Genomic DNA, 22,269 nt, shown 5'->3' with positions numbered 1-22,269 from the left:
TACCACCATACTTAGCAGCCTATTAATACCGATGATTGACACGGCGAGGAGATATTTATTTTTAGCCGTATCTACCAATATCATCTTTTTATTGTTTTAGATTGTTTCTGACTTAGGAAGTTATATGCCCAACTGGCCACCAGACCCAAACAAACGTCCTGATAATTCGGCAAATCAGCCAACGCCCATGCAGCAACCAAACGCGCCGAGCGGACAAGAGTGGAAAGTACTGGAAAACACCTTATTAGCTAGTGTGGTTGAGCAGCGCCGTGCTCGTCGCTGGAGTATTTTCTTTAAACTGTTGACCTTTGGTTATATCTTATTGATATTTTTGACCATAGGTCGCGGATGTAGTGGTTCGCCAACAGGTATGGATGCCGTTGATACTAGCTCGCCGCATTTGGCAGTGGTTGAGCTGCAAGGTGTGATCAGTAATGATGACGTGGCCAATGCTTACGATGTCAATGAGGCATTGAGAGACGCTTTTGCCAACAGTAACTCTAAAGCGGTGGCGTTAGACATTAACTCACCTGGCGGCTCACCGGTACAGTCTGATGAAATTTGGCAGACCATGATGGAGCTGCGTAAAGAGTACCCGGATAAAAAACTTTATGCCGTTATTGGTGATATTGGTGCCTCAGGTGCTTATTATATTGCTTCTGCAGCAGATGAGATCTATGTCAATCCGTCGAGCTTGGTTGGTTCTATCGGTGTCATTATGCCAAGCTACAATGTCAAAGGTCTAATGGACAAAGTCGGCGTAGAAGATCGTACTATCACTGCGGGTGAGTACAAAGACATCTTGAGCTTGTCGCGTCCATTGACTGACTACGAAGAAAAACATGTTGAAGGTGTGCTTGCCAATACGCACAAGCATTTCATCAATGCCGTCAAAGAAGGCCGCGGTGATCGCCTGAAAAACCCTGAGCAAAACAAACTGTTTTCAGGATTGTTTTGGACCGGTGAGCAGTCTATTGATCTAGGTTTGGCGGACAAAACAGGCAGTATCACAAGCCTTAGCAAACAATTAGATCTTGATACGATCATCAGCTATAGCCCAACCGATCCGTTCCAAATGTTTATGGATCGTTTTGCGGTAAAATTGGGTGCAGGTATTGGTTCTAGCATGAGTCTTGATGGATTTTTACCCCAAGAAGAAGGCAATGCAAAAATGCGTTAAGCGTTTAATGTTTTAGATATACTGTGTATGATTGTTGAGGCTGAGCATATAATTATGTTCAGCCTTAATTGTATATAGTGCTAAAAATTACCTTAATATGAAATACAGTTGCATTATTAAAAATAATATATAAACCATCCCACGAGAGCCTGTTATGAGTGATGAAATCAATTTGCAGACCTTTGCTGCGCTACCTGTCTCCAAGATAACAAAAAAGCCTGTACTACATTTTGCCCATGCCAATGGGATGCCAAGTGCTGTGTATGGGCCATTTTTTGCAGGATTATCAGCATTTTTTACGATTGAATATATTGCCATGTTGGGTGATACGCCCGATTATCCAGTGGATAATCATTGGCGCAGTCTGACACAGCAGGTGATCGATAGTGTAAAAACTGCCTGCGAAAAGCACGGCGTCACTCAGGTGGTGGGCGTGGGTCATTCACTTGGCGCCATGTGTACCTTGCAAGCAGCTTACCGTGAGCCCAAGCTGTTTGCTCAAGCAGTGCTCATGGATCCGCCTTGGATTTATGGCAAAGTTAGCTTGTTGTGGCATTTGGCAAAGACAGTAGATAAATTGCCTCTTACGAGTAAACGTTTGATGGATAAATTGTCTCCAGCGGGTATCTCTAAGCATCGCCGTGATGTGTGGGACAGTCGAGCAGATGCGTATGAAAAAATGCGGCATAAAGGGTTTTTTAAGAACTTTGATGAGCGCAGCTTTCAAGGATATATCGATCATGGCCTGCATGAGCGCGCGGATGGTAAGGTCACATTGGCCATTCCTAAAGCTAATGAAGTAGAAGTGTTCCGTACCAATCCTTCTTGGTATTGGTTGGCACCGAATCGCGGCCCTAAAGTGCCTGTTACCTTGATTATCGGTCAAGACAGTATCTTTTTAAAACGTCGGTTTCCCCAACAGATAAAGTCGCGCTTAGGTATCCCTTATGAGACTCATGAGGGTGGCCATATGTTCCCACTTGAGCATCCTGAGTCTGTATCGCAGCAGGTACTCGAACTGATTAAGCAGCAACTATCAAAATAAAAGCAACGTATCGTTATGTAGGCTTGTGTCTAATACAAGCTGACAGCGTATTTTTTAAGTGACATATATATGCCAAAAAATGTGACAGCTTTACCGGATATCGCAATCTCGCCTGAGCGTCCGCCGTTATTTTCACGCGTTGGTACATTTATGCTAACGGTAGGGATGGTGCTTGCGTTTTTTATCAGTCAGTTGGTAGGCGTCTATATCGCTGGCAAGCTGGTATTACCTGTGACCAAAAATGCCTCGATGGGGGATATCTTCTTTTTTGGTAGTAACGATGGAACAGTCGTGAGCTTATCAATACTCATAGGCTGCGTGCTGCTGATGATAACCAGTGTTCTTATTATTCGTATAAGAGGCGGTGAATGGCGGCAGTATCTAGCAATCAAGCCGTTTTCATTTACGGTTGGTATGGGCATGCTAGGATTGCTGTTGATATTTATGATAGTCAGTCAGGCGCTGACCTATATGCTGGATATGACGCCGTTAGTATTTGTAGATCCACTATACCAGTCTGTTAGTTCAGTGTGGCTGCTGGTATTTGCAATGGTCGTGGTTGCACCTATCTATGAAGAAGTGGTCTTTCGTGGCATATTATGGTCAGCCATTGCAGAGCAGTTCAAGGCGCCGTTGTATCCAGCGCAGCGAGGTGCAATAGTTGCGAGTATCGTGACCAGTTTGATATTTGCCATTATCCATGTGCAGTATGGCATTTATGAAATCAGTACCATTGTGGTGTTGGCATTCATATTTTGTTATGCACGTATCAAGTCAGGGTCGCTATTACTGCCAATCGTACTGCATATCGTTAATAATGGCGCAGCGATGTGGCAGTATCTTGCGCAAGCGGCGTAGATAACATGCTAGCCACGACAATGGCTAGCATGTGAATGCTATCAATTCAGTTATACCAACATTTAGCTATGCGTCAGGATTTAACGATAATACTTCATCGGCTGCTCGTTTAATGTCACCGAGCGTGAGCTGAGGTTTGCCGCTTAGTGCTTGCCGCCATTTGCGTGCACCCATCAACCCTTGAAACAATCCTAGATAATGTCGTGTCATCGTGGGTAGTGCTTCGCCTTTGGCGATTTGTTCTTGTAGATAAGGGTAGAGCTGCTCTAAAATCTCTGAGCGCTTAGGTATCGCGTCGGGTGCTGCCTCGTTCCATAAGCTATTGGCCTCTGCTAATAGATACGGGTTGTGATAAAATGCCCGACCAATCATCACGCCATCGATATGTTGCAGGTGCATTTTGATGTCTTCAATGGTATCGATACCGCCATTGATCTCAATATCGAGTTCAGGAAAGTCTTGTTTTAGACGATAGACATCCTCGTAGCGTAACGGTGGTATCTCGCGGTTTTGCTTGGGACTCAGCCCTTGTAGCCATGCGGTACGCGCATGAACAATAAAACGCGTACAGCCAGCAGCCGCAACGGTCTGCACAAAATCCACCATAAACTCGTAACTGTCAAAGTCATCGATACCGATACGGTGTTTGACCGTCACGGGGATATCGACTGCAGCTTGCATATGCTTGACCAAGTCAGCAACTGTTTTGGGTTCTGCCATCAGACAGGCACCTATCTTATTATGTTGTACGCGATCAGAGGGGCAGCCGACATTGATATTGACCTCATCATAGCCATACTGCTGGGCAAACTCAGCACACTGTGTCATCTCATCAATGTCTGCACCGCCAAGCTGCAATACAAGCGGATGCTCGAGCGTATCAAAACGTAGATGCCGTGCTCGGTTGCCATGTATCAACGCACCAGTGCTGATCATCTCGGTATATAGGTACGTATGCGGGTTAAAAAGTCGCGCAAAGTAACGATAATCTGTCGTCGTCCAGTCGATCATAGGCGCAACTGAGAGGCGTTTGTTGGTCATATCAACCATGGTTATCAAGCCTTAATATCTGTGTCTTAAATAATGGATAAGGTGCAATGGATGAGACAACCCATTGCACCTTATTTTCAAGCGTTTCCAGAGCTTCAAGCGTCATGCGAAACAGTGATTGACCAATTACTTATAAAATAACATGGTCAATTTTTTTAAATTCAGGCAAATTATAAAAATACAGCCCCATGATAATACCGATAAAGCCAATAAAGGCAATGTATAGTGCTGGTGAAAAGCTTACTAAAGTTGTGGCATAACCAAGACCAAAAGGTATCAGTACACCAACGATACCGTAGGTCACATTATAACAAAAAGAGATACCTGTGAGACGCACGTTGGTTGGAAACAATTGCACCAAGATAGCAGGAACCATACCGACAATACCAGCACAGAATCCCAAAAGCGCGTACATAATTAAAATGTAATCGCCACCTGCTTGTAGATGATAAAAGAAGGCTAGTATTTGAGCAATGAGGAGTATCGAACCAATTACTAGAACCTTACCAAAATTCTCATGATTAGAAATTATCCCATAGAATATACAGCCAAAAATTATAAATATGATGCCCAAGCTATGGGAGAATCCAAACAAATCGCTGTCTAACGTAAAGTTTATCTCTATCAAGTCTGGCAATAGTAGAACAACCACAGAGGTAATGCTAGAAATCACTAACGTCAGCACCATGCCGATAAACACAGAGTGTTTGCAGTGTTTAAAGAGTATGGTAAGCGGCTTGCCTGAGTTTTTGCCGGTATTTAATTTTGTAAGTGCCAGAAAAAAGGGTGTTTCTCCGATGAATCGCCAAAATAAGAGCGGTAAGAAACTAAGAGCCGCCGCTACTAAAAATGGTAAACGCCAACCATAATCAGTTAGCTCAGTCGTCGTCATAAAGCTAGATAACCACATAAAAAAGGCATTTGAAAACAGCACACCTACAAAGAAGCTAGCAGTCGCATAGCTACAGGCAACTGACAGATACTGTCTGGGCACATGCTCTGCTACAAATACCCAAGATAGCGGTACATAAAGACCAAACGCCATACCCTGTATGATTCTTAACAATATAAATAAGGCAGGCGCAGCAGCCCCCCATTGTGCATAAGTGGGTAAAAATGCCATTGCTAGGAGACTACATGCGGTAACTATTATACTTAGCAATAAAACTGGCTTTCTACCTTTTATATCACCATAACGACCGATGAGAACACCTCCGATTGGACGTGCTAAATAACCGATAACAAAAAGCCCCATTCCTTGCAGTTTAGCAACTCTAGGGTCAGCATTAGCAGGAAAAATTGCCGCTGAAACAATATCTGAGATATACAAGTAAATCAAAAAATCAAAAAATATCACAGCGCTGATGAAGCTAATGAACATCACTATGTTTTTGTCTTTAGTAGACATCAAGGCGTATTGAGAACGAGTCGGCATAATAGATCACGCATCCACGGAGTAATGTGGTCATTAAGACGATTATCATTTGGATAACCGTGCACAATAAAAACCGGCAAATCAATGCATAGAGATAATGATTTGCCGAAAAAATAAACTTAGAGATTTATACTAAAGACTTAGATGACAAGATGTTGATCTAACAGAGATTAGACGTTGTATCCTGAATGTTTAAGCGTTGATGCGTAGGACATTTCACATGTTATAGCAGCCAATCAATAGGTAACCATGACATGATGGTCAGCCAAACATGGTCACTCATGTCAACACGTGGCTCTGAGTCATAAACAACTTCTTTGCCATCTTCCATGGTATGCCACTCCAAGCTACCGTTGTCTAGCAGCTTAACTTCATAGGCTTGGTTTAACAGATCATCACTCAGCGCCCCGTGCAGCTGTCTTGCCAACTCATCATCATTGATGATTACACCCATTTCAGTATTGATATTGGCAGAACGAGGGTCAACGTTGTAGGAGCCGATAAACACTTGATAGTCGTCTACCGCAAACGTTTTTGCATGCAAGCTCGTTGATGACTGACTGCGTGCTCGCCAGAGTTTATTGTCGCGTTTTTCTTCAGCTGCTGTTGATTTTAGCTCATATATTTTTACACCTGAGCGAAGCAGGCTAGGACGCCATTGACTATAACCAGAATGAACAGCGGTCACGTCGGTCGCATCAAATGAGTTGGTCAATATTTTGATGTCAACGCCAGATTCGGCTAGCTTCACCAAAGTATCGACCCCGTCTTTGGTCGGGACAAAATAAGACGAGATGATGGTCAGTTTTTTGGTTGGGCTACCGAGTAACGTACGCAGTTGATGCACCAAGTTGGTCTCAGATGAGACGCTTTTGGACAGTTTGCCAACATCGTCACTCAAAAATTGCATGTCTGTCCAACGAAACGGCACGCGTTTGTTGATCAGATCAGTGTCTATCGTCGAGTCTTTGATGGCGGCTTTATAGACCGTCAAGCTACTGCCTTCGTTATTTTCTTCATCTATACCCAGCTTGTCCAAGGCCTTCAAAAAATCAGGCGTGACATCATCATCGAATTTGGCTAAAGTTTCGATGTCAAACGACAGCGGTGATGACCAATAACTGGCAAAGCTATTATCAATGTCTGCGACGACTTTACCAATCAGTAAAACATCCAAATCTGCAAACTGGCTGCTTTGATCGTTACTCAGGTACTCATTACCGATATTACGTCCGCCGATAATGGTAATCTGTTTATCAAACGTCATGCTTTTATTGTGCATACGGCGATTGATACGCGGCAAACCTGTGACGTAGTTCAATGTTGAAAACTTACGATGCATCAATGGATTGATGATACGCACCGCGATATTAGGGTGGCTCGCAAAACGTAGTAGATGCTGATCAAATTTTGCACTGTTATTAAAATCATCTAACAACAAACGCACGATCACACCGCGCTCAGCGGCTTCCCACAAGTCTTTTAATAGAAGTTGGCCAGCCTGATCATTGTGCCAAATATAATACTGTGCATCGATATTGCGCGTGGCCATACCCGTTAAGATACTACGGGCAGCAAACGCATTTGCCCCAGTGACGATCGGATGATAGCCTGACAAATCAGGATGAATTTCATTTTGCGCACTAACAGCGGCCACTAGGTCAGTGTTGCTGACTCCAGCGGCTGTTTTTTGTTCAATTTTTGGTCTGTCTTCTTTTTGGTATAAAGCATTGACTCGCGCTGATAGCGCTTGGCTCTCAGGTAGATGCGGCTTTTCGGGTAGGCTCTGGCAAGCACTAAGACCTAAAGTCAGCCCAAGTGTCAGACTCAACGATAAGCTGCTTGGTTCTATACTGAACATCGACATAACGAATTTACCTTAGTGAGCCTAAATATACTGATAAATAAAATGCATGGATAAGTAATTTGCTGAAATCGTTCATCTATTTTTAAGGATGATAGCATTGATTGGACGGTCTATAAAAATATCACCAATGCCAAAATTCAAATCGTCGCTAAGCTTAGCAGCTGTTAGCATATCTGCCTATTATAAATACGTTATTTTTGTTAGGTTTGACGATTGATTTTATCGTGATTTACTGTCGGTTAAATCTGCATAATGGCTGTCATATTGAACATCCAGTTATTTTAATAGGCAAAACTAATAATTAGATGTTATCTGAAACCAGATGTGTGGAATAAGTCGGCATGTTATGATAACGCTAATGAATTTGCTTAATAATCAAAAAAATAAGCAGTCCTTTTATACCAACCAAAACAAAGCAACGGAACGTCTATGAGTCAGTCGCAAACGAAAGATGAGAATAATTTGAACCAAAAAAACTCAAACGATGGGTTAGATCCAAACTGGCGTAACGATGCCTTAGATTTAGGATTAGATTACGGTATGCAGACGATTGCTGTGCGGGCAGGTCAACACCGTACCGACGAGGGCGAGCATTCAGAACCTATCTTTACCACCAGCTCTTATGTTTATCAATCAGCCGCTGATGCTGCGGCACATTTTGACGGTACAAAGACAGGAAACGTTTACTCTCGTCATACCAACCCAAGCGTCCGTACTTTTGAGCGTCGCCTTGCCGCGCTAGAAAACGGTGAACGCGCGGTTGCAACGGCCTCTGGTATGGGTGCAATCCTGACCATGTGCTTGGCATACCTAAAAGCGGGCGACCATCTGCTCGCTGCCAATCAGTTATTTGGCTCATCTATCGGTCTGTTTAACAACTATATGGCCAAGTTTGGCGTTGAAGTCAGCTATGTTGATTGCTTTGACAATGAGGCATGGGCTAATGCCGTTCAATCAAACACCAAAGTGATCTATTGTGAAAGCCCAAGTAATCCACTGGCGCAGATTTGCGATATCGGTTATTTGAGCGAGCTGTGCAAAGCCAATGACATATTACTGGTCGTCGATAATTGCTTTGCCACGCCAGCATTGCAGCGCCCTCTAGATTTGGGTGCGGATGTGGTCATTCACTCTGCGACCAAATATTTGGATGGTCAGGGTCGTGTACTAGGCGGTGCGTTGGTCGGTAGTGACAAACTCATGCAACAAGCATTTACCGTGGTGCGCTCAGGCGGTATTAGCATGAGTCCGTTTAATGCTTGGATATTTACCAAGGGGCTTGAAACGCTGAAACTCCGAATGCAAGCGCATTGCCAAAATGCCAATCAAGTCGCAGAATTTTTGGTCAATCATCCTAATGTTAGTACGGTGCATTTCTCCGGCCTAAGTGACCATCCTGCACATGAGCTCGCCACCCGCCAGCATCATATGAAAGACGGTTACGGTGCTATCATGGGCTTTGAAGTCAAAGCATCTGACAGTCGTAATACCAAAGAAGCGGCTTGGCATGTGATTGACTCGACTCAAATGGTCTCTATCACCAATAATTTGGGCGATGCCAAAACCACGGTTACTCATCCTGCGACGACCACACATTTCCGTCTCACCCCTGAGGCTCGTGCCGAAGCTGGCGTTAAAGACGGTCTGATTCGTCTATCAGTCGGTTTGGAAGATGTCGAAGATATTATCAAAGATTTGGCGCGCGGTTTAGACAGTTTGTAAAGATAGCGGTATAATGCCGTCAGTATTTTATTTTAAACTTTAAAGTATCCCATTTATTATTATAAGACAAAGAGGCAACTATGAACATTCAAGCATTGATGCAACAAGCACAAACGATGCAAAAGAAAGTAGAAGCAAACGTTGAAAACGCCAAGAAAGAGCTTGCAAACAAAGAAGTGCAAGCAGAAGCGGGCAGTGGTCTGGTTAAGGTAACGATGACTGGTCGCCATGTGGTTAAGCGTTTGACCATCGATCCAAGCTTGCTAGAAGATGAGCCAGATATGATCGAAGATCTTATCGCTGCGGCTATCAACGATGCGGTGCGTCAAGCGGATGAGCTATACGAAGAAACCATGGCTGGCGCGACCTCAGGTATGGGTCTACCACCAGGCATGCAAGGCATGTTCTAAGCATTAAATACTTTAGACTGAACACAAAAATGGGGTTGTTATCGGCACGATACGACCCCATTTTTATAGCTACGATTTATAAATTCAGTCAACTAAAGGAAGCTACTTTGCTTACAGCCAAATTTGATCAGCTGGTCAAACAGCTGCGTATATTGCCAGGCGTTGGTCAAAAAAGTGCCCAACGAATGGCGCTACATTTGCTTAGTAAAAAACGTCCGCAAGGCATGGCGCTTGCCCAAGCACTAGATGAAGCCATGCGCGATATTGTTGAATGCCAGCGCTGTCATAGCTTTAGTGATGAAGCAGTGTGTCCACTATGCCAAGACCCTAGGCGTGATGATGGGCTGCTGTGTGTGGTCGAGACAGCGGCAGATGTGATGGCAATCGAGCAAACGGCAGGATATCGTGGTCGCTATTTTGTGCTTGGCGGACATTTATCCCCGATTGATGGAATCAGTGCAGATGATTTAAATATTGATCAGCTGGTATGGCGAGTCAAACAAGAGCCTATTGAAGAGATTATACTGGCGACAGGTACGACGGTTGAAGGCCAGACCACCGCACATTTTATTAGCGAAGCCGTGAGTCGTCATGTCAATAAAGTCACACGTTTGGCACAAGGGGTACCGATGGGCGGCGAGCTTGAGTATCTAGATAGTATGACGCTAGGTCAAGCCATGCAAAATCGCTCTTTTTTATAAGGTTTTGATTGCATCAAAGTCTTATCCCTTTCATTCTATGAAATTGTTATAATTGCTTTATTATTGTTCTCTTTTTTAATTTTATTAAGACGCAGTATCGCGTTTTATTTTCTCCTATTTATGCAGGTATCTGCCCGTGTCCAACAACGTTTCAAACGCTTCAGTCAAATCAAACCCTTCCGAGATTACTGACAACTCATCACAAAAAGTAGCTAATACTGAAATGACATCAGTGGTGACACCTTCGGAATCAAATGACGTTGCACTGGATGTTGATGCAATTGATATCGATGCACTGTTGGATATCGCTGATGCCGTTGATGTCACATGGGTGCGCGAGCAGCACCAATTGGCTGAGGTTATCAATGCCTTGGCAACTTGTGGCCGCGTCGCACTGGATACTGAATTTATCAAGCGCGACACTTACTATCCGCGTTTGGCACTCGTACAGTTAAATACGGGTAATCACGTATATTTACTAGATGCGCCTGAGTTGCAACTGTCTGAGTTGTGGGACGCACTACGTAAAGTCGATGTGGCCATCTGGCATGCTTGCGGTGAAGATTTAGGCATTTTTTATCTGCTATCTGGTTGTCCGCCATTGACCAATATCTTTGATACGCAAATTGCGTTGTCTTATTTAACCGGTCAATTACAAATGGGCTATCAGCAGGCATTGGCAGATCAGCTAGATATGCATATCGATAAAGAGCACAGTCAGTCTGATTGGCTACAGCGCCCATTGACAGATGAGCAGGAGCAGTATGCCATCGATGATGTGCGTTATCTGCCAGCGCTGTATCTCAGTATCGAGCATGCGCTTAAGGCACAAGGGTTATATGATTATGTCTGGGCTGACTGTCAGCTCTATGCCAGGGACTTGTATGACTTGCAGCACGTTGAAGATGAAGCGATGTATCTGACAATGGCTGATTATCGCTATAACTCACAGCAAATGGCGATACTCAAAGGGATTGCGACGTGGCGAGAAGAGCTGGCACGTGCGACCAACCAGCCGCGTACGTTTATTATCAAAAAGCAAGCGGTACGCGAGATCGTCACTGAAAAACCAAACAGCATGCGTGAGCTGGCGCACAAAACGACGATGCACCGTAGCATGCTGCGCTTATACGGTGAAGAGCTGCTTAAGATAATAAGAGAAGCCAAAAGCCTACCACCTACTGAGCATCCAGCTTGTCTAGTGCCGCCATATCGCTCAAAAAACAAAATCCTGTCAAAAGCAGTGCAGCAAGCGATTGATGATCACGCTAAGGCTATCGGCGTGCCTAGCAGCGTTTTAATGCGCAAAAAATGGCTAGGACAGCTATATGAAGTCATTGCTCTTGATAAAGATCTCAGCGAATTACCACAAGGGTTAAAAGGCTGGCGCAATGACTGGGTCATCCAGACGTTGATTCCAGTGATCAGCAAGCATAAAACTGAATTGCAGCAAGGGATGGGTATTAGATAGCAAATACAGCCAACTCAAAAAATTGATGCCTAATTTCACATTGCTTGTTTTTTAAACCAATTTTTTAAATCAATCAATGGTAGTATCAATTTTTTCTCTATCGACAAATGGGCGCTTTAGACAATCGTGCTTATACTTTTGCTCAGTCATATCTATTCAATTATTCGCTGTCATCTAGGGCATTTTAGGTATTAAAAAATATGCCCTAGTGTTCAAACTCACCGTTTTCTAAAAAGTAAATCACTTGCCGAGCCACTTCTTTATTGACCAGCATGCCTGTATGGGTAACGGGAAGGACGATATGGTCGTTGGCGCATTCCAGTCGTGTTTCGCTGACATAGACAGTACCATCATGAGCACAGTTTTCTGTGGCTGTTGATTCGCCTTCTTTATTCAGTTTGCGATTATGATATTGCAAAAAAGGTTGTCCCAAGCCGCGCGGTTTATCGCCTGCAATCACGCCTAGATGAATATGTTCAGGACAGGACGTCGCTGTACCATCGAGGGCATCTATATAAGATCGTCCTACAATCAAAGGACTCAGACGCCACACATAATCGGCGCAAACACTCCCCACATGCGGCGTACCCAGCGTAACGCAGCGCCCAATTTGCCATTTGGGATAATTGGCCAAAAAATCACGAATAATCAATCCACCCAAGCTATGACCGACCAAATCTATTGGCTGATCGGGGTTATGGTTGGCGCTCAGCCACTCATGTAGTCGCTGGCTGTTGGTTTTGATACTGTCGCGCATGCTGCGATAGCTGTATTGATGGGTGGCAAAGCCTTGCGCTTGTAAACGCTTCGCTAATGGACGCATCATCCAAGTCGTTTGATGTAGACCATGTATCAAAATCACAAGGTTTTTTCGTTTAGGCGCTTTTTGTTCCATGTCTTTTTGTTGCATAATAATATCCAAATGAGTAACATTATAAGATTTTTTATCGACGCTTGTTTATCAAAATGAGCGGATAGATAGACATCTTATATTAGCGCTTTAGGGGTAAGGGTTGTCAAATTATCTAAGCTTTTTAATTTCAATGTCAGCTATTTTTTCGCTGTCAGGTTGTACCACTTATAGAGCGGAGAAACCACCAATTGTTCAAGTAGATATGCCAGAAATGATAGTAGCAAGCGAACTTATGCCAGCTAGGACACCTCTGCAAATTGCGACTTGGTCTCCAGATAAAACTGATGGTCGATTTGTAGCGATGACAGCTGGATACTTGACAAAATTTAATAACTGTCTTGCTTTAACTAGGGATAGTGACGAGGTGCCGACAAAAGATAATAGTCTTCTGTTAGTATTAGCAGATACGTCTTTTTCATGGGATGACGCTCAGGAAGTATTACTATTTGAAGGAAAGCCTTATAAGATTGGCGATGAGCTTTATCTTGGCGGCGGAGCATTTACTTATCCTAAAGGAATCCTGACAGGTGAAAATATAAAGCTCAACTGGATAGAATGTGGCTTGAATAAAGGATGGTTGGGCGGTTAAGTCTCATTGACAGTGTAAAAATTTAACAATGCATGCATAAAATAAAACCGCCAAATCAGCTAGTGATTTGGAGGTTTTTTATAAAATAAACGAGCAGTTATCGAAAATGATAATTACATATAGTTTTCGATACTTGGGCAAGAGCACATAAGGTTCTTGTCACCGTACGCATCATCGACGCGCGCCACACTTGGCCAGAACTTGTTTGCACGGATGTAAGGCAGTGGGAACGCAGCAGTCTCACGGCTGTATGGATGCGTCCATTCTTCACCAATAATCATAGCTGCGGTATGCGGTGCATTGACCAATGGATTGTCTTCTAGCGTCCAGTTGTCTTCGCCCGCTTTGGCTTTCATCGCTTCAGCTTTGATAGATTTCAGCGCACTGATAAAACGATCTAACTCTTCTTTTGACTCAGACTCTGTGGGCTCAATCATCAGCGTGCCTGCAACTGGGAAGCTCATCGTTGGTGAATGGAAACCATAATCCATCAAGCGCTTAGCAATATCACTTTCCGTGATGCCAGTCTCTTCTTTTAACGGACGAATATCGATGATACATTCGTGAGCCACGCGGCCGTTTTTGCCTGCATATAGGACAGGGTAGTGACCTTTTAGCTCAGCTGCCACATAGTTGGCGTTAAGTAATGCCAGTTCCGTTGCTTTTAGCAGACCATCACGGCCCATCATGGCAATGTACATCCACGAAATAGGCAAGATGCTTGCTGAACCATAAGGCGCAGCCGACACCGCTGAGCAGTCTTTTTGCGCGTTATGCACAGGGCTTAGCGTATGGTTGGCCATGAATGGTGCCAAATGCGCCTTCATGCCGATAGGACCCATACCTGGACCACCGCCGCCATGCGGGATACAGAAGGTTTTGTGCAAGTTCATATGTAGTACATCAGCACCAACGTCTGCAGGCTGCATCATGCCTACCTGAGCATTCATATTGGCGCCGTCCATATAGACCTGACCACCATGCTTGTGGGTCAAATCACAGATATGACGGATGCCTTCTTCAAACACGCCATGAGTCGATGGGTACGTGATCATTAAAGCGCCCAAACGATCGCTGTGCTCTTCACACTTGGCCGTTAGATCATCGATATCAACGTTGCCGTTTTCATCAGTTTTGACCACAACCACTTTCATACCCATCATCATGGCGGTAGCAGGGTTGGTACCGTGTGCTGACATTGGAATGAGGCACACATCGCGATTGCTCTCACCCAATGATTCATGATAACGGCGAATCGCGAGCAGACCAGCATACTCACCAGAGGCGCCAGAGTTTGGCTGCATAGAAACATCATCAAAACCAGTGATGGCTTTTAATTGATCTTGCAAGCTATCAATCATCGCAATATAGCCTGTGACTTGGTCACGCGGTGCAAAAGGATGCACGTTGGCAAATTCAGGCCAAGTGATTGGTAGCATCTCACTGGTGGCGTTAAGTTTCATGGTACAGCTGCCCAGTGAAATCATGCTGCGATTCATCGCTAGATCTTTGTCTTCAAGCGACTTTAGATAGCGTAGCATTTCGTGCTCGGTATGATGCGAGTTGAATACTGGATGGGTCAAGATGTCATCCGTACGTAGATGCGCGCTGTCAAGTGAGATGCGAGCGGTTTCAGGTAGGTCATGTGACTTGTTGACGAATAGTTGAGTCAACGTGTTGAAGTCTTGCTGATCGCTGGTTTCACTAAAGGCAACGCTCAATTTGGTGTCGCTCAAACGCCATAAGTTATAGCCAACGTTATCTGCATTTTTAAAGATTTGAGTAGCCAATTTCTCTGAGCCGCAATCAACCACGACTGTATCGAAGAACTGGTCGTGTACCACATTTAGGCTACTGTCATTGGCTTCTGTGATAGCATCAGCAAACGCAGTGGCAAACGCATGAATACGAGTGGCAATACGCTTCACACCGCCTGGACCATGATATACCGCATACATGCCAGCGAGGTTAGCGAGCAATACCTGCGAGGTACAGATGTTTGAGTTGGCTTTTTCGCGGCGGATATGCTGCTCACGTGTTTGTAGAGCCATACGTAATGCGGTATTGCCTTGTGCATCTTTTGATACGCCAATGATACGACCAGGTGCTGAACGCTTGGCTTTGTCAGAGAATGCAAAGTAAGCGGCGTGTGGACCGCCAAAGCCCATTGGGATACCGAAACGCTGCGTGCTACCTAGCGCTACGTCAGCACCCATGTCAGCTGGTGATTTTAATAACACCAAGCTCATGATATCACTGACGACACTGACGTAAGTCTTGTTTTCTTTTACTGCACTGATGACGTCTGTTAAGTCTTTAACGTCACCTTCAGCACCAACGTACTGGAATAGCGCACCGAAGTAATCGCCAGATTTAGCCGTCTCAAAATCACCAACAACGACTTCCCAACCAAAGTATTTAGCACGAGTATTAATAACATCTAGCGTTTGTGGATAGACACGCTCGTCGACGAAATACTGCGTTGATTTGCTTTTGCTCACACGCTTTGACATAGCCATTGCTTCTGCCGCTGCTGTTGCTTCATCAAGCAATGATGCACCAGCGAGCTCCAGACCAGTCAGATCGATACAAACTTGTTGGAAGTTTAGCAATGCTTCTAGACGGCCTTGCGCGATTTCTGCTTGGTAAGGGGTATAGGCGGTGTACCAGCCTGGATTTTCGAGCACGTTGCGCTGAATGACAGCCGGCATACGAACCGGAGAGTAGCCTTGACCGATATAGCTTTTGTTAACAGTGATGTCGTCTGCCATCGTGCGTAGTTTGGCAAGTGCAGCGTGCTCACTCATCGCCACTGGCAAATCCAATTCTTTGTGCAAACGTACTGGCTCAGGCACAGTGTCATTGATAAAGCTTTGCATATCTTTATAACCAACAGCGCTGAGTAGGTCAGCTTGCTTGGTTTCGTTCGAACCTAAGTGGCGATAGACAAATTCAGCTTCGTTGAACAATCCTTGAAAGGTATCAAACGATGGGTTTTGAGAGATAGTCATGACAATCCTTGGTTAAGGGAGTAATAAACAAAATAGCAATTGAAGGAATAATGTGAGCGGTACGTTATACGTAATGCACAAACTGTTTTTGATCAAAGCGGAACTGGGTGTTATAAACACCATTGTCAGCACGCTCGCCTGCGCCAAGCATCATAACGATATGATGGTCGTCGCTAAGATTGAGCAACGCTTTCATGGCAGGCTCATCAAAGCCGCCCATAGGACAGCTATCAAAACCATGAGCACGTAATGCTAGCATCAGGTTTTCGGCGGCAAGCGCGGTGTTATTAGTTGCCCAGTTTTTAGTGTCTTCAAAGGTATAATAAGGCGATTTGATTGGGCCTTTTACGCGTCTGACCACTTGCGTTGCGCCCCATTTTGCAGCCGAAACCACATTGGCTGGGCCGCGCAAAAAGTCCATCGTGACGACTTTGTTGTAGTAGTCTTTCACTTTTTTCGGCACTGGCTGATCAGGGTATTCGCGCAATACTTGCTGAGCGTGATCGTGCCAAATGTCCGTACGAGCAACGATGGCAATCAAACGGGCTGATGTTTTTGCTGCGTTTTGATTCATGCAATTTTTGACGGCGCGTTTGCGATTGTCAGCATCGTCGATAACATAAAACTCCCACGGCTGTAGATTGCTAGAGTTTGGCGCTAGCATGGCCAAATGCAGACAGTCTGCCAATACGTCATCAGGGATGGGTGTGTCAGTAAAACGGCGCACGGAACGGCGTGACTCTACGATATCGCGAAAGGCTTGTAGCTGTGGCGTATGATCTGGCGTGGCAATGGGGTCTTTATTATCGGTGTTGGCATTCATATTAGGATCCATGCTGAGAATTGGGTTATCAGTTTGAGTTGTTATTGATAGCACGTATTCATTGGGATTCGAATAGGTGATCAATACGAGTCAATGAGATAACGCTTGGTAGCAATAACATCGGACGATAATGATTGTTGGAGATCTATATATAAAGCTACTTTCAAATAACAAGCATGGTCAATGAGCCAATACTTTTCATGAGAAAGGTTTTTAAATCGTTTAAATAGCGAGTATAGATACCAGCTGCTGCCAGTATCTATGATGTTTAGTCGGGGCTAGTGCTTTGTGTAAGCTAAAGTCTTACAAGTGCTAATGTCTTACGAGAGTATGCTTAGCTTACGTGCTTAGCTTATAAGTCGCTTTCGTACTCGTCAGCAGTCATTAGTGCTTCGTAGTCAGCGATGTTGTCAGGCTTCATTCTGAAGAACCAACCTTCGCCGTATGGGTCAGAGTTGATGATTTCAGGATCATCTTCTAGTGCTTCATTGATAGCGATAACTTCACCTGAAATAGGGGCATAAACGTCAGAAGCGGCTTTTACTGATTCAACAACTGAAACTTCGTCATCGACAGCGATGATATCGCCCACATCTGGTAGCTCAACGAATACCACATCACCCAATAGATCTTGAGCATGGTCAGTGATACCAACAGTGATCGTACCGTCGTCTTCTAAGCGTAGCCACTCGTGACTTGCAATATATTTTAACTCTGCTGGGATGTTGCTCATGGTCTCTCTCCTAAGTGATAGAGGTTAATTAACAAAAATAATGGAGGCTGGGCGCGTCATCGTTTTTATAATTATGTCTAAAACGACAACGCGCTCTAATAATAAGATTTATAAGACCTAAGAGTCAAACTGCTGCTTGCCATTACGGACAAAAGGTAGCTTCAATACGCGTACATCAACGAACTTACCTTTGCCGCGTAGATCGACCTGTACGTTATCATCGTCTGATAAGCTGGCAGGTACACGAGCAATCGCGATTGAATTTTTTAGGCTAGGGGAGAATGTACCGCTGGTGATAATGCCAGTTTGCTCGTTATCAGTGCCTTGATTGATAGTCACTGTCATGCCTTCACGCAATACGCCACGCGTGGTCAATAGCAGACCTACTTGCTTCATAGCAGTATTGTCTTCTTTTGACTGCTTACGTTTGCTGACCAATGCTTCACGGCCGACAAAGGCACGATCATCTTTTAGTGCAAGCGTCCAACCCATGTTGCACTCGTAAGGGCTAATGGTCTCGTCCATGTCATGGCCATAGAGGTTCATGCCCGCTTCCATACGCAAGGTATCACGTGCGCCAAGACCGGCAGGTTTGATGTCATTTGCTTTTAGCTGCTCAAAGAAAGCAGGGGCATCATCAGCATGCATAATGACTTCGACGCCATCTTCACCAGTATAGCCAGTACGAGCCACAAACCAATCGGTGCCTTCGATATCGGTCAAGTCAGCACCCACGAAAGGTTTTAGCCCTGCTAAGGTATCTGCCCAGTTTGGTTTGGCTTGAGCCAATTTCTCAATAGCATTTGGACCTTGAACGGCAAGCATCGCAAGCTCAGGACGCTCGGTGATAGTAATGTCAAAGCCTTCAGCGATTTTATAAAACTGTGCCAAATCCTTGTCACGAGTGGCCGCGTTAGAGACGATACGGTACTCAGTTTCTTCTGCATTCATCAGGTAGACGATTAAATCATCGATGACGCCGCCTTGCTCATTGAGCATACCAGAGTACAGCGCTTTACCAGCGGTAGTGAGTTTGTTGACATCGTTTGCGAGCAGCTTTTGTAGCCATGCTTTGGTATCTGCGCCTTTGATATCTGTGACAACCATATGTGAGACATCAAACATACCTGCATCTGTCCGTACCGCGTCGTGCTCTTCGATTTGTGAACCGTAATGAATTGGCAATTCCCAACCCGAAAAATCGACCAGTTTGCCCTCACTATCAAGATGAGACTGGTAAAAAGGGGTGCGCTTTGGGGCTTGGTTGCTGCTAGAATCTTGAGAGTGGGTATCAGTCATAACAAATCCTTATGTGTACATCAGTCGTACTCGGCAGAGTAAGGAGTGATGTGCAACGTAAAAGTAGCGAGAAGCAATATTGCGAGGGGCAAATATTACATCAAAGGGTGACACAGAAATAAAAGATAAAGACATAAGCCAAACAGACGCTGAACGTCGGTTTAAGCTAAAGCCCTATCTGTCCTGTGACCTGAGATTTTCAACACGAACCATCGTTTACGAGCAGTTATTTAAAACCTGCGATTGATGATAACGTATTTTCTCCCCTTCGGTGGGTAAGACGTCGTCCGTTCTTACCACTCTCCAGATTTGTTATGCCTTATGTTTGAGGATGTAGTGTGCTTATGAGCATGATGCTAGCAAACACTACCAAACAACAGTGACATGCGTTTTTCAGTCCTTTTACCTGAGCGATTGGCAGGGTGGATGCGCCTTCGGTGGTCATATGGCAGTTGTCAGTGTGTATCACCAATGCGGTGTAATACAAAATCTGTGCCGACAGACTCTCTCCTGAAAAACGCTTTTATTATGAAAGGTTCAAAGCGCTTTTACAAGTCATCAACGCCATTAAAGTAAATAAATTTGGCAAAAATGATGTTTTACTACGATAGTTTGTTGAAGAGAGGCGAGTAGCAAGAGGAGATTCTACACTTCTCCCAGCAGTTTTTAGACTGCTCAAAACAGCATAGGACAGCAAAATTACGATAGCAAAACGCAAAGCGACTACTGGTATTTGCCTGAAATATGCTAACCTACGCCCATAGTTACTGATAGGTGGTTTTTATGCATTGCGATATTTATAAATTTCCCAAACATGATGACATGTATGTGTATATTGCGCGCCCTGATTATCCTGATGATACCGATGAGATCAAAGATTGGCTTGGCGTACTGCCAAAAGATTTTCGTGCAGGTTTAGGCCGTAGCAAGTTTGTCATGCATCTTGATTTGGCGACGACGCCCACTCTGGCGCGTGTTGATAAAGAAGAAGTACTGGCAAAGCTAGAGTCCCAAGGTTATTTTGTGCAGATGCCACCACAAGATGTCATGCGCCGCCAAGCAGAGCTTCGCGCTCGTGAAGCGCAAGACAATATCTACGACTAGATACATTTCACGACTAGATAGCATTGACGCTTGGTATGCTTATTGGTAAGACGGTTGTGGCAAGGTGATTGAGAGAATGATCTTTACAATGCCATGGACAAAACACTCATGACACATTTGGTCACATGCATTTGGGTAGAAAGTCGTGATAAACTGACACCCCATGACATCTACATAAAAAAATACAGATAGAAACGCACATGATGTGTGCATCGATTATGTATTTGATCTTATTTTGGTACGACAGAACGCACCATACACTGCTAGACACACAACGTGTCATCGGTGATAAACGCAGGTAATGAAACACGCATGGACTGGTTAAAAAACATCTTACATAGCTTACCATTAGAATCTATTAGTGACATTCTCGGTGAGATTGCCATTTGGTGGGGTCAAATGGTAAAAAACGTACCGCCCGCCGATTTGCCAATGTATGCGTATCTTGGCGGTTCCATTTTGGTATTGGTGTTATGGCTGCTAGTCGCTCGCATATTGCCCAAACCATTAGGTGGTATGAGCTGGATGATACTGTTTGCAGTGTTATTGGCGCCAGGCACAGCGCTTGGTGACTCTAGTGAGATTGCACCAGCCAGTATCAGCGTCGTCTATGCTGTTATGATGAAAGACTTTGCAGGCGCGATTGCCAATATGTTGCCAATATTGGTGGTACTGGTCATCGGTTTGTTTATCGGTTTTATGTGGCAGCTGATACGCGGCGCATTCGCATCGAGCTTGGACAAAGCTCGTAGTCGTACGGCAGAGGATACGCAAGCGACGATGCAACTGACGACCGGCAGTTATTTAGCAGAAGGTGCTACCGTCACCGAACAGTCCGATACTAATGTAAACCTAGAAAAAGACAGTATATTAAATAAGAAAGCTAATAGCGATATGTCCGATAAATGATAAAAGTAGACTAGGCATTAATATAAAGTTATTGTCTTAAAAAATGACTGCATACCTGAATGAAAAGACACCAGTGCGTGTCTTTTTTTATGCCAAAGTGTTTACCAGTCATATGAATGGTTAGAGGTATACAACCATTACTCATAAAGGCGAACGCATGAGTATTTTGGCAATACGTCAGGCTGTGCTAATCTAATTTATTTTTTATTCATTATCAAATTTTTAGTCCTATTTATTTATAACCATACATCTATAACAACAACCGAGACCTGATTATGAGCAAGCAAACCTTTACCGGCACTCAAAATTATATCGCAACAGACGATTTACAACTGGCAGTGAATGCGGCCATGACACTACAAAAGCCGCTCCTTATCAAGGGTGAACCTGGTACGGGTAAGACATTGCTTGCAGGAGAGGTTGCTGAAATTCTAGGGATGCCACTGATTACGTGGCACATCAAGTCGACGACTAAAGCTGAGCAGGGTTTATACGAGTACGATGCGGTATCGCGCCTGCGTGATTCGCAGTTGGGTGATGACAAAGTTTATGAGATTGGCAATTACATCAAGCCAGGCAAGCTGTGGGATGCCTTCACTAGCACTGAGCGCAGCGTACTACTGATCGATGAGATTGATAAAGCCGATATCGAGTTCCCTAATGACTTGCTGCATGAGCTCGATAAGATGTCGTTTTATGTTTATGAGACGGGTGAGACCATTACAGCGGCACAGCGTCCTGTGGTAATTATCACATCAAACAATGAAAAAGAGCTACCCGATGCGTTTTTGCGTCGTTGTTTCTTCCATTACATCGACTTTCCAGAAGAGCAAACCATGCGCCAAATCATTGAGGTGCATTTCCCCAATATTCAAGAAAAATTGGTCAACGATGCCTTAGATATATTCTACAAACTGCGCAATATCCAAGGCCTGAAAAAACCACCATCCACGTCTGAATTGGTCGATTGGTTGACGTTATTGCTCGCTGATGACATGGCTCAGAATGAGCTAGAAGAAAACTTACGTGGCGAAAAATCTATCCCACCATTATATGGTGCATTGCTGAAAAACGAAGCGGATGTGAATCTGTTGCAGCGCTTTGCCAATATGATGCGTCGTTAATATAAAGGTCGAGTTGAATTTTAAG

The 22,269-nt window shown here is 44.4% G+C and carries 19 protein-coding genes and 2 riboswitches; of the genes, 11 read left to right on the top strand and 8 right to left on the bottom strand.

The genetic code is table 11. The annotated features are described in order from the left end of the window. Positions 1–124: 124 nt before the first annotated feature. From sppA to JMX83_RS01045, 3 genes are all read left to right on the top strand, one after another. Positions 125–1,180, top strand: coding sequence for a signal peptide peptidase SppA (gene sppA, locus JMX83_RS01055; RefSeq protein ID WP_201598284.1), 1,056 nt, complete (start codon positions 125–127; stop codon positions 1,178–1,180). Between the two features lie 154 nt (positions 1,181–1,334). Further along, a complete protein-coding gene (locus JMX83_RS01050) occupies positions 1,335–2,225 on the top strand; it encodes an alpha/beta fold hydrolase (RefSeq protein WP_201598282.1) in 891 nt (296 codons plus the stop codon). Between the two features lie 69 nt (positions 2,226–2,294). After that, on the top strand, positions 2,295–3,083 hold the full coding sequence (locus JMX83_RS01045) for a CPBP family intramembrane glutamic endopeptidase (protein WP_227675656.1): 789 nt from the start codon (positions 2,295–2,297) through the stop codon (positions 3,081–3,083). 66 nt (positions 3,084–3,149) lie between these two features. Here the strand turns inward: JMX83_RS01045 and dusA are convergent, their stop codons facing one another. The 3 genes from dusA to JMX83_RS01030 form a co-directional block, all read right to left on the bottom strand. After that, the gene (gene dusA / locus JMX83_RS01040) at positions 3,150–4,133 is read right to left on the bottom strand and encodes a tRNA dihydrouridine(20/20a) synthase DusA (RefSeq protein ID WP_201598280.1); all 984 of its coding nucleotides are present in this window, start codon (positions 4,131–4,133) and stop codon (positions 3,150–3,152) included. Between the two features lie 130 nt (positions 4,134–4,263). Then, positions 4,264–5,568, bottom strand: a complete 1,305-nt coding sequence (locus tag JMX83_RS01035) for an MFS transporter (RefSeq protein WP_201598278.1) — start codon at positions 5,566–5,568, stop codon at positions 4,264–4,266. Between the two features lie 223 nt (positions 5,569–5,791). Continuing rightward, positions 5,792–7,435 carry a phospholipase D family protein gene (locus tag JMX83_RS01030; protein WP_201598276.1) on the bottom strand — a complete coding sequence of 548 codons (1,644 nt, stop codon included), beginning with the start codon at positions 7,433–7,435 and terminating at the stop codon, positions 5,792–5,794. A gap of 429 nt (positions 7,436–7,864) precedes the next feature. Between JMX83_RS01030 and JMX83_RS01025 the strand changes: the two genes are divergently transcribed. The 4 genes from JMX83_RS01025 (at position 7,865) to JMX83_RS01010 (ending at position 11,739) form a co-directional block, all read left to right on the top strand. Beyond that, the gene (locus tag JMX83_RS01025) at positions 7,865–9,157 is read left to right on the top strand and encodes an O-succinylhomoserine sulfhydrylase (RefSeq protein WP_201598274.1); all 1,293 of its coding nucleotides are present in this window, start codon (positions 7,865–7,867) and stop codon (positions 9,155–9,157) included. 80 nt (positions 9,158–9,237) lie between these two features. Beyond that, positions 9,238–9,567, top strand: a complete 330-nt coding sequence (locus tag JMX83_RS01020) for a YbaB/EbfC family nucleoid-associated protein (protein WP_025651278.1) — start codon at positions 9,238–9,240, stop codon at positions 9,565–9,567. Positions 9,568–9,674: 107 nt separating this feature from the next. Further along, on the top strand, positions 9,675–10,268 hold the full coding sequence (recR, locus tag JMX83_RS01015) for a recombination mediator RecR (protein WP_201598271.1): 594 nt from the start codon (positions 9,675–9,677) through the stop codon (positions 10,266–10,268). A 136-nt stretch (positions 10,269–10,404) separates the two neighbouring features. After that, a complete protein-coding gene (locus tag JMX83_RS01010) occupies positions 10,405–11,739 on the top strand; it encodes a ribonuclease D (protein ID WP_227675655.1) in 1,335 nt (444 codons plus the stop codon). 205 nt (positions 11,740–11,944) lie between these two features. Here the strand turns inward: JMX83_RS01010 and JMX83_RS01005 are convergent, their stop codons facing one another. After that, entirely contained in the window at positions 11,945–12,649 is a 705-nt protein-coding gene (locus tag JMX83_RS01005) for an esterase/lipase family protein (RefSeq protein WP_227675654.1), read from the bottom strand. 103 nt (positions 12,650–12,752) lie between these two features. On the opposite strand from JMX83_RS01005, the gene JMX83_RS01000 reads away from it, so the two are divergent. Beyond that, positions 12,753–13,241: a hypothetical protein gene (locus JMX83_RS01000; RefSeq protein WP_201598268.1), complete on the top strand. Its 489-nt coding sequence runs from the start codon at positions 12,753–12,755 to the stop codon at positions 13,239–13,241. A 113-nt stretch (positions 13,242–13,354) separates the two neighbouring features. On the opposite strand, the gene gcvP is transcribed toward JMX83_RS01000, so the two are convergent. From gcvP to gcvT, 4 genes are all read right to left on the bottom strand, one after another. Further along, on the bottom strand, positions 13,355–16,252 hold the full coding sequence (gcvP, locus tag JMX83_RS00995; protein ID WP_201598265.1) for an aminomethyl-transferring glycine dehydrogenase: 2,898 nt from the start codon (positions 16,250–16,252) through the stop codon (positions 13,355–13,357). 64 nt (positions 16,253–16,316) lie between these two features. Continuing rightward, positions 16,317–17,075 (bottom strand): nitroreductase family protein, encoded by a 759-nt coding sequence (locus JMX83_RS00990; RefSeq protein WP_201598262.1) that lies wholly within the window; start codon positions 17,073–17,075, stop codon positions 16,317–16,319. A 352-nt stretch (positions 17,076–17,427) separates the two neighbouring features. Beyond that, positions 17,428–17,808 (bottom strand): glycine cleavage system protein GcvH, encoded by a 381-nt coding sequence (gcvH, locus tag JMX83_RS00985; RefSeq protein ID WP_201598259.1) that lies wholly within the window; start codon positions 17,806–17,808, stop codon positions 17,428–17,430. Positions 17,809–17,925: 117 nt separating this feature from the next. Next, on the bottom strand, positions 17,926–19,107 hold the full coding sequence (gene gcvT, locus JMX83_RS00980) for a glycine cleavage system aminomethyltransferase GcvT (RefSeq protein ID WP_201598256.1): 1,182 nt from the start codon (positions 19,105–19,107) through the stop codon (positions 17,926–17,928). A 168-nt stretch (positions 19,108–19,275) separates the two neighbouring features. Next, positions 19,276–19,424, bottom strand: a riboswitch (glycine riboswitch). A gap of 67 nt (positions 19,425–19,491) precedes the next feature. Next, positions 19,492–19,630, bottom strand: a riboswitch (glycine riboswitch). Between the two features lie 260 nt (positions 19,631–19,890). Here gcvT and JMX83_RS00970 point away from each other — a divergent pair. The 3 genes from JMX83_RS00970 to JMX83_RS00960 all read left to right on the top strand — a co-directional run bounded on the left by JMX83_RS00970 (position 19,891) and on the right by JMX83_RS00960 (position 22,244). Then, positions 19,891–20,211: a YcgL domain-containing protein gene (locus JMX83_RS00970; RefSeq protein ID WP_201598249.1), complete on the top strand. Its 321-nt coding sequence runs from the start codon at positions 19,891–19,893 to the stop codon at positions 20,209–20,211. A gap of 312 nt (positions 20,212–20,523) precedes the next feature. Next, the gene (locus tag JMX83_RS00965; protein ID WP_201598247.1) at positions 20,524–21,120 is read left to right on the top strand and encodes a hypothetical protein; all 597 of its coding nucleotides are present in this window, start codon (positions 20,524–20,526) and stop codon (positions 21,118–21,120) included. Positions 21,121–21,395: 275 nt separating this feature from the next. After that, positions 21,396–22,244 carry an AAA family ATPase gene (locus tag JMX83_RS00960; protein ID WP_201598245.1) on the top strand — a complete coding sequence of 283 codons (849 nt, stop codon included), beginning with the start codon at positions 21,396–21,398 and terminating at the stop codon, positions 22,242–22,244. Positions 22,245–22,269: the final 25 nt, after the last annotated feature.

This window comes from Psychrobacter piscatorii (assembly GCF_904846415.1).
Classification (GTDB): domain Bacteria; phylum Pseudomonadota; class Gammaproteobacteria; order Pseudomonadales; family Moraxellaceae; genus Psychrobacter; species Psychrobacter piscatorii.
Note: the sequence above shows the minus strand (reverse complement) of the source record. Positions and strands in the feature narration are given on the sequence as shown.